Genomic DNA, 6,602 nt, shown 5'->3' with positions numbered 1-6,602 from the left:
GCCCGCGCCGCTTCGACCGCGGCGTTGAGGGCGAGCAGGTTGGTCTGGAAGGCGATGTCGTCGATGACGCGGATGATGTCGGAGATCTTCTTGGAGGCGTCCTCGATCCGGGCCATGGCGCTGACTGCCTCGCCCGCGATGGCGCCGCCGTCCTGCGCTGCCTTCATCGCCTCCTCGGCGACCGCCGCCGCCTGGCGCGCGCTCTGGGCTGAGGCCTTGACCGAGGCCGCCAGCTCCTCGGTCGTCGCGGCCGTCTCCTCGAGCGAGGAGGCCTGCTCCTCGGTGCGCTTGGAGAGGTCGTCGGCGCCCATATTGATCTCGCGGGCGGCGATGCCGACCTCGGAAGCCGTCACCTGGATGGTCGAGACCGTGGCGGAGAGGCGATCGACGGCTTCGTTGAAGTCGGCGCGCAGCTGTTCGTATTCGGCGGGGAAGGCATCATCGAGCCGGCAGGTCAGGTCTGCCTGGGCGAGGCGCTCCAGCCCGGCGGCAAGGGCGCGGACGATCGCTTCCTGCTGCAATGCATGGTCGCGCTGCTGCTCTGCCGTGCGTTCGCGCTCGGCCTGGTTGCTGCGGCGTTCGGCATCGCTGCGCTCCGACTGCTCCGTCGCTTCGGTTTCCAGCCGCGCCTTTTCGATCGCCGCCTCGCGCAGGACGGCGACCGCATCGGCCATGGCCGCGACCTCGTCGCCGCTGCGTAGTTTTGGCGGTTCGCTGGCGAGATCGCCTGCTGCCAGCTTCAGCATCGAATCCTTGAGCTGGCCGAGCGGTCTCAATGTCCGGCGCGTCAGCCAGAACAGCAGCGCCCCGCTGACCGCGGCGATCACGATACCGGCCAAGACGTTGTTGCGGATCATCTCGTCGATGACGGTGAGGAAATCCGACTGCTTGATGCCGACATAGAGGATGCCGATCACCGCATTGTTCGACTTCTGGATGATCGGCTCGTAGATGGTGAAATAGGGGACACCAAGGATATCGGCGGCCCCGGAATAGGTCCGGCGTTCCTTGAAGACGGCGTCATTGGCCGCACCTTGTGCCAGCTTGGTTCCGACCGCGCGCCCGCCATCCGGCTTCTGGACGTTGGTCGAGACGCGCGTGTCGCCCATGAACACCGTCGCGGTGCCACCGGAGAGCGCCTTGACCTTGTCCACGGCGGCAAAGTTGCCGTTGACCAGCTCAGATCCGAAATAGAGCTTGTCGCCCTCCAGCCGTGGCTCGCCCTTGGCGGTGAGAATATCCCGCAGCAGGTTGATGTTGACGGTCAGGCTGGCTTGAGCCCGCTCGCGCATGGCGCTGTCGGCCGCGCGGATCGAGACGATCACCGACGCCGCAATCGCGGCGGCGAAGATGGCGAGGCCGACGATCGTGAGCCGATTGGAGATGGGTAGCCAGAGGGAGGCGAGCTTCTTCACGGGCGGCTCCTTGAGGCGGCCGAGATCGACCAGCACTCAAGAACCCGTCGAAACTGGTAAATTTGGCTTTAAAAGGGGTCAAAATCGACCCCGAAAGCCCTGTTTTGTGCAGAGTTCGTTCCATTCAGTACGAAACGGACCGCGACATGCGTGTGCTCTGCAGGGCGTTCTTCTACAGGTTGAAGACGCGATGCGGGACGAACTCGCCCTGCGCAATCGAGCCGGTGGCGATCAGCACGCCGCCGCTCATCGCGTAGACGGCATCGGCTTCCAGCGGCGCGTCGCGGCCGCGCAGCAACACGCTCTGGCCGCGCTTGAGCCGGAGCGCGGCGTCGCGATGCACCACGATCTCCGGGATCAGCTGCAGCGCGGCCGAGACCGGCAGCAGTGCCTCCGCGGCGCTATCGCTGTCGCCGTCGCGCAGCGCCTCGACCGTCGCCGCATCCGCCACCGCGAACGGCCCGACGCGGGTGCGGCGCAGATGCGCGACATGGCCGAGACAGCCGAGCGCCAGGCCGAGGTCGCGGGCAATGGCGCGGACATAGGTGCCCTTGCCGCATTCGGCCTCGAAGGTCGTGGTCGGGCCGTCATGGCGGACGATGCGCAGCGCGGTGATCTCGACCGGACGGGCCTCCAGCGTCACCTCCTCGCCGTCGCGGGCGAGGTCGTAGGCGCGCTCGCCCGCGATCTTGATCGCTGAGAACTTTGGCGGCACCTGCTGGATCGTGCCGGTGAAGCGCGGCAGCAAGGCCGCGATCGCCGGCTCGTCGGGCCGGAGTTCGGAGGTCGCGACGACTTTGCCCTCGGTGTCGTCCGTATCGGTCTGCGAGCCCCAGGCGACGGTGAACTCATAGGCCTTGCGCCCGTCCATCACGAAGGGGACGGTCTTGGTCGCTTCGCCCAGCGCAATCGGCAGAAGGCCCGAGGCGAGCGGATCGAGCGTGCCGGCATGGCCGGCCTTCTTGGCGTTATAGGCGCGCTTCACCACGGCGACCGCATGGGTCGAGGTCATCCCGATCGGCTTGTCGAGCACGACCCAGCCATGAACGTCGCGCTTCTTCGGGCGCGGCGGCCGGCCGCCATCCGCCTCTGCCGGGCGGTTCTCGTCAGTCGTCGTCATGGTGCTTGTCTTGCTGGTCCGGTTGGTCCTGGTCGATGCGCAGCGGCTGCTTCAGGATGTCCTGGCGCACCTTGTCCGAATAGAGCAGCGCATCGATGCGCTCGGCCTCGGCGAAGCTCTCATCCTGCAGGAAGCGGACGTTCGGCGCGTATTTCAGGTTCACGCGATGGGCGATCTCGCCGCGGATATAGCGCGTATGGGCGCTCAGCGCCTTCAGAACCGGCGCGACGTCCTGGCCGCCGAGCGGCATGATGTAGCAGGTCGCGAGCTTGAGATCGGGCGAGAGCCGGACCTCGGGCACGGTGATGACGTGCTTCGCCAGCACGTCATCATGGATGTCGCCGCGCGCCAGCATCTCCGCCAAGGCGTGACGGATCAGTTCGCCGACACGCAATTGCCGCTGCGAGGGCCCGGAGCCCTGTGTGTTGGGTTTCTTTGCCATGGCTCTCGTTCTCCGGGATCGGACCGGATGGACGGGTTTGAAACGTCATGGCCGGGCGTAAGCCCGGCCATCTGGAAACATCCGGGAGCAAGCGTGCCTGTCAGAGGCTGCGCTTGATCTCCTCGACGCGGAAGCACTCGATCACGTCGCCAGCACGCATGTCCTGGTAGCTCTCGAAGGACATGCCGCACTCCTGGCCGGCGACCACTTCCTTGGCGTCGTCCTTGAAGCGCTTGAGCTGGGCGAGCTTGCCCTCGTGAACCACGACGCCGTCGCGGATCAGGCGGACATTGGCGCCACGCTCGATCGTGCCGTCGGTGACGCGGCAGCCGGCGATCTTGCCGACCTTCGAGACGTTGAAGATCTCGAGGATCTGCGCGTTGCCGAGCATGGTCTCGCGCAGGGTCGGTGCCAGCAGGCCCGACATCGCGTCCTTCACATCATCCATCAGGTTATAGATGATGCTGTAGTAACGGATCTCGACCCCAGCCCGTTCGGCCGCTTCGCGCGCTTCCTTGTGGGCGCGGACGTTGAAGCCGATCACCACTGCGCCGGAAGCCTGGGCCAGCGTGACGTCGGATTCGGTGATCGCGCCGACGCCGGACGAGAGCACGCGGGCGCGAACCTCGTCATTGCCGACCTTCTCGAGCGAGCCGACGATGGCTTCGACCGAGCCCTGCACGTCGCCCTTGACGACGAGCGGGAACTCCTTGCGGCCGGCGCCTTCCTTCAGCTCGCGCATCATCTCGGCGAGCGAGCGGCCGGCACCCGAGCCGGCGCCGCGGGCGGCGAGGCGATCGCGCTTCTGACGCTCGCGGTAGTCGGTGATCTCGCGGGCACGGGCTTCCGACTCGACGACCGCGACGCGATCGCCGGCTTCCGGCGTGCCGTTGAAGCCGAGCACCTCGACCGGAAGCGACGGCGCCGCTTCCTTGATCTGGGCGCCGGTATCGGAGATCAGCGCGCGGACGCGGCCCCATTCGGCGCCGGCGACGACGATGTCACCGGTGCGCAGCGTGCCGCGCTGGACGAGGACGGTCGCGACCGGGCCGCGGCCGCGGTCGAGCTTGGCCTCGATCACCGTGCCTTCTGCGGCGCGCTCGGGGTTGGCCTTGATGTCGAGCACCTCGGCCTGCAGCGCGATCGCTTCGAGCAACGTGTCGAGTCCCTGGCCGGTCTTGGCCGAGACCTCGATTTCCAGCGTCTCGCCGCCGAGCGACTCGACCTGGATCTCGTATTGCAGCAGCTCGGAACGGACCCGGTCCGGGTTGGCGTCGGACTTGTCGATCTTGTTGATCGCCACGATCAGCGGCACCTTCGCTGCCTTGGCGTGGTTGATGGCCTCGACCGTCTGCGGCATCACGCCGTCATCGGCGGCGACCACCAGCACGACCACGTCCGTCACCTTGGCGCCGCGGGCGCGCATCGCCGTGAAGGCGGCGTGGCCGGGCGTGTCGATGAAGGTCACCTTGGCACCGGCCGGCGTCGTCACCTGATAGGCGCCGATATGCTGGGTGATGCCGCCGGCCTCGCCGGAGACGACATGGGTCTTGCGGATCGCGTCGAGCAGCGAGGTCTTGCCGTGGTCGACATGGCCCATGATGGTCACGACCGCCGGGCGCGAGACCAGGGTCTCGTCGGTGTCCGGCGTGTCGAACAGGCCTTCCTCGACGTCGGATTCGGCGACGCGCTTGACGGTGTGGCCCATTTCCTCGGCCACGAGCTGGGCGGTGTCGGCGTCGATCACGTCGGTGATCTTGTGCATCGCGCCCTGCTTCATCAGCAGGCGGATGACGTCGACGCCCCGCTCGGTCATGCGGTTGGCGAGTTCCTGGATGGTGATCGTCTCAGGGATGATCACCTCGCGCATCACGCGTTCCTTCGCGACATCGGAGGCGCGATGGCCGGTCATGCGCTGCACGCGGCGCCGGAACGAGGCGAGCGAGCGGGTCCGCTCGTCGTCCCCGCCCGTGGCGGTCGACAACGTCAGGCGGCCGCGCGGCTTCTCGCCGACCTTCGGAGTCTTCGGTGCCGGAGCCGGGGCGCCGCGGGGTGCGCCGGGCGCTCCGCCGGGACGCCGGAAAGCGGGACGCGCCTCGCCGTCATCGGGACGGCTGCGGGGCGCACCTGCTGAAGAGGGCGCCTGCCGAGCGGGCCTCGCGACGAGCGGCTCGGCCGTCGCATTGGCGTCGGGGCGTGGCGGGCGCGGCGAGTCCGGACGGGGTGGCCGGAAATCCAGGCGCGGCGGACGGGCGCCGACATCGCGCGCCGGCGGGCGCGGCCCACCGAATTCGCGCGTCTCCCGGGGACCGGACGGAGCAGGGCGCGGCGTCTGGACGTAGGTCTGGGCCGCGGGTGCAGCTGAAGGCGCAGCGTCACGCGGCGGTGCGGGCCGCGGCGGGGCAGCCTCATCGCTCATGCGCTGGCGGGCCGCGCTCTCGGCCCGGCGCTTGTGCTCATCCTCCTGGCGGCGGCGGTCCTCTTCCTCGCGCTGGCGGGCCTGGGCGGCCTCGCGCTCAGCCCGCTCGCGGGATTCCCGGGCGGCGCGCTGGCGTGCTTCCTCTTCGGCGCGGGCGCGAGCCTCTGCCTCGGTGGCGCGGGCATCGGTGAGGGCGCGCTGACGCGCATCCTTCTCATCGTCCGAGAGCGTACGCAGCAGCATGCTGCTGGCCGGGCGGCTGGCCTGTGGCGCGGGCTGCGGTGCCTGTGGCCGCGGCGGCGTCGGAGCCTGCTGCTGCGGCTGCGGGGCACGGGCAACCGGCGCTGCCACGGGTTCGTGGCCGCTGACGCGACGCTTGACCTCGACGACGACCTGCTTCGTGCGCCCATGCGAGAAGCTCTGCCGAACCGTGCTCTGCTCGACAGGACGCTTCAGCGACAACGTCTTGGGAGGCGTTACGCTCAAGGTCTTATCGCCGGGGGTCTTGGTATCACTCATTCCGCTGTCGGTCCTGCCGGTTCGGTCTTCGTCTGGTCGCGTACGTCGGATTCTGCCGGGTCGATGAACGCCGTTTCGCCAGCATCGTTCATCCGAAAACGGATGAGCCGACGCCAGCGCGCGAGGAAACCCTCAGTCGCCGGACCCGGAGCAAGCGCTGCATGTATCACATGCTCACGCCCCAGCGCCAGTTCCAGTTCAGCCGCGGCGAAAATCGCCACGACCGGTATCTCTTTCGGCCCCGATGCACGCCGCAGCGCCTGGCCGATCTTACGCTTTCCGTCCTCGGCGCCGTCGCTCGCGGCGATCACCGCGGCAGGGCGCCCTGCTTCCGCCTGGGCCTCGACCTTGGCGAAGCCGGTCGAGACCAGCCCCGCCTTGTTCGCCATCGCCAGCGCCTGGATCGCGTCCCGGACCAGCAGCGCATCGACCTCGGCCGCCAGCTCGGGCGAAACCGTGACCTTCATCTTCAGCGAGCGCTCGAACGCGCGTCGCTTCACCGCTTCGCGGACTGCGGCAGCGCTGAGCGAGACCCAGACGCCGCGTCCCGGCAGCTTGCGCCTGATGTCCGGCACCAGCACCTCGCCGGGGCCGACCACGAACCGGATCAGATCTTCCGGCGCCCGGCCCTGGCGCGTCACCACGCAGGTCCGCTCCGGGCCCTCGCGTTCGGCGCGCCGCTTCATC

At 68.6% G+C, this 6,602-nt stretch carries 5 protein-coding genes; all 5 read right to left on the bottom strand.

Annotated elements, in window-relative coordinates:
* Positions 1–1,415: cache domain-containing protein (locus AC1DS0_RS28005; RefSeq protein ID WP_476817487.1), on the bottom strand; the 1,415-nt coding region annotated here is incomplete at its 3' end.
* 172 nt (positions 1,416–1,587) lie between these two features.
* Positions 1,588–2,535 (bottom strand): tRNA pseudouridine(55) synthase TruB, encoded by a 948-nt coding sequence (truB, locus tag AC1DS0_RS28000; protein ID WP_476817486.1) that lies wholly within the window; start codon positions 2,533–2,535, stop codon positions 1,588–1,590.
* Positions 2,522–2,977, bottom strand: a complete 456-nt coding sequence (rbfA, locus tag AC1DS0_RS27995; RefSeq protein ID WP_152013219.1) for a 30S ribosome-binding factor RbfA — start codon at positions 2,975–2,977, stop codon at positions 2,522–2,524. The genes truB and rbfA overlap by 14 nt, the downstream gene beginning before the upstream one ends.
* A gap of 100 nt (positions 2,978–3,077) precedes the next feature.
* Positions 3,078–5,915 carry a translation initiation factor IF-2 gene (gene infB / locus AC1DS0_RS27990; protein WP_476817485.1) on the bottom strand — a complete coding sequence of 946 codons (2,838 nt, stop codon included), beginning with the start codon at positions 5,913–5,915 and terminating at the stop codon, positions 3,078–3,080.
* The gene (locus AC1DS0_RS27985; RefSeq protein WP_152013217.1) at positions 5,912–6,601 is read right to left on the bottom strand and encodes an RNA-binding protein; all 690 of its coding nucleotides are present in this window, start codon (positions 6,599–6,601) and stop codon (positions 5,912–5,914) included. The genes infB and AC1DS0_RS27985 overlap by 4 nt, the downstream gene beginning before the upstream one ends.
* Position 6,602 lies beyond the last annotated feature (1 nt).

This window comes from Allobosea sp. P4_H5 (genome assembly GCF_056400825.1).
The sequence above is the reverse complement of the archived record's forward strand: the minus strand, read 5'-3'. Positions and strand labels throughout refer to the sequence as shown.

Bases quoted from the DNA above. Each gene is read 5' to 3' on its own strand.
- truB (WP_476817486.1), bottom strand. From the start codon at position 2,535: ATGACGACGACTGACGAGAACCGCCCGGCAGAGGCGGATGGCGGCCGG.
- rbfA (WP_152013219.1), bottom strand. From the start codon at position 2,977: ATGGCAAAGAAACCCAACACACAGGGCTCCGGGCCCTCGCAGCGGCAA.
- AC1DS0_RS27985 (WP_152013217.1), bottom strand. From the start codon at position 6,601: ATGAAGCGGCGCGCCGAACGCGAGGGCCCGGAGCGGACCTGCGTGGTG.
- infB (WP_476817485.1), bottom strand. From the start codon at position 5,915: ATGAGTGATACCAAGACCCCCGGCGATAAGACCTTGAGCGTAACGCCT.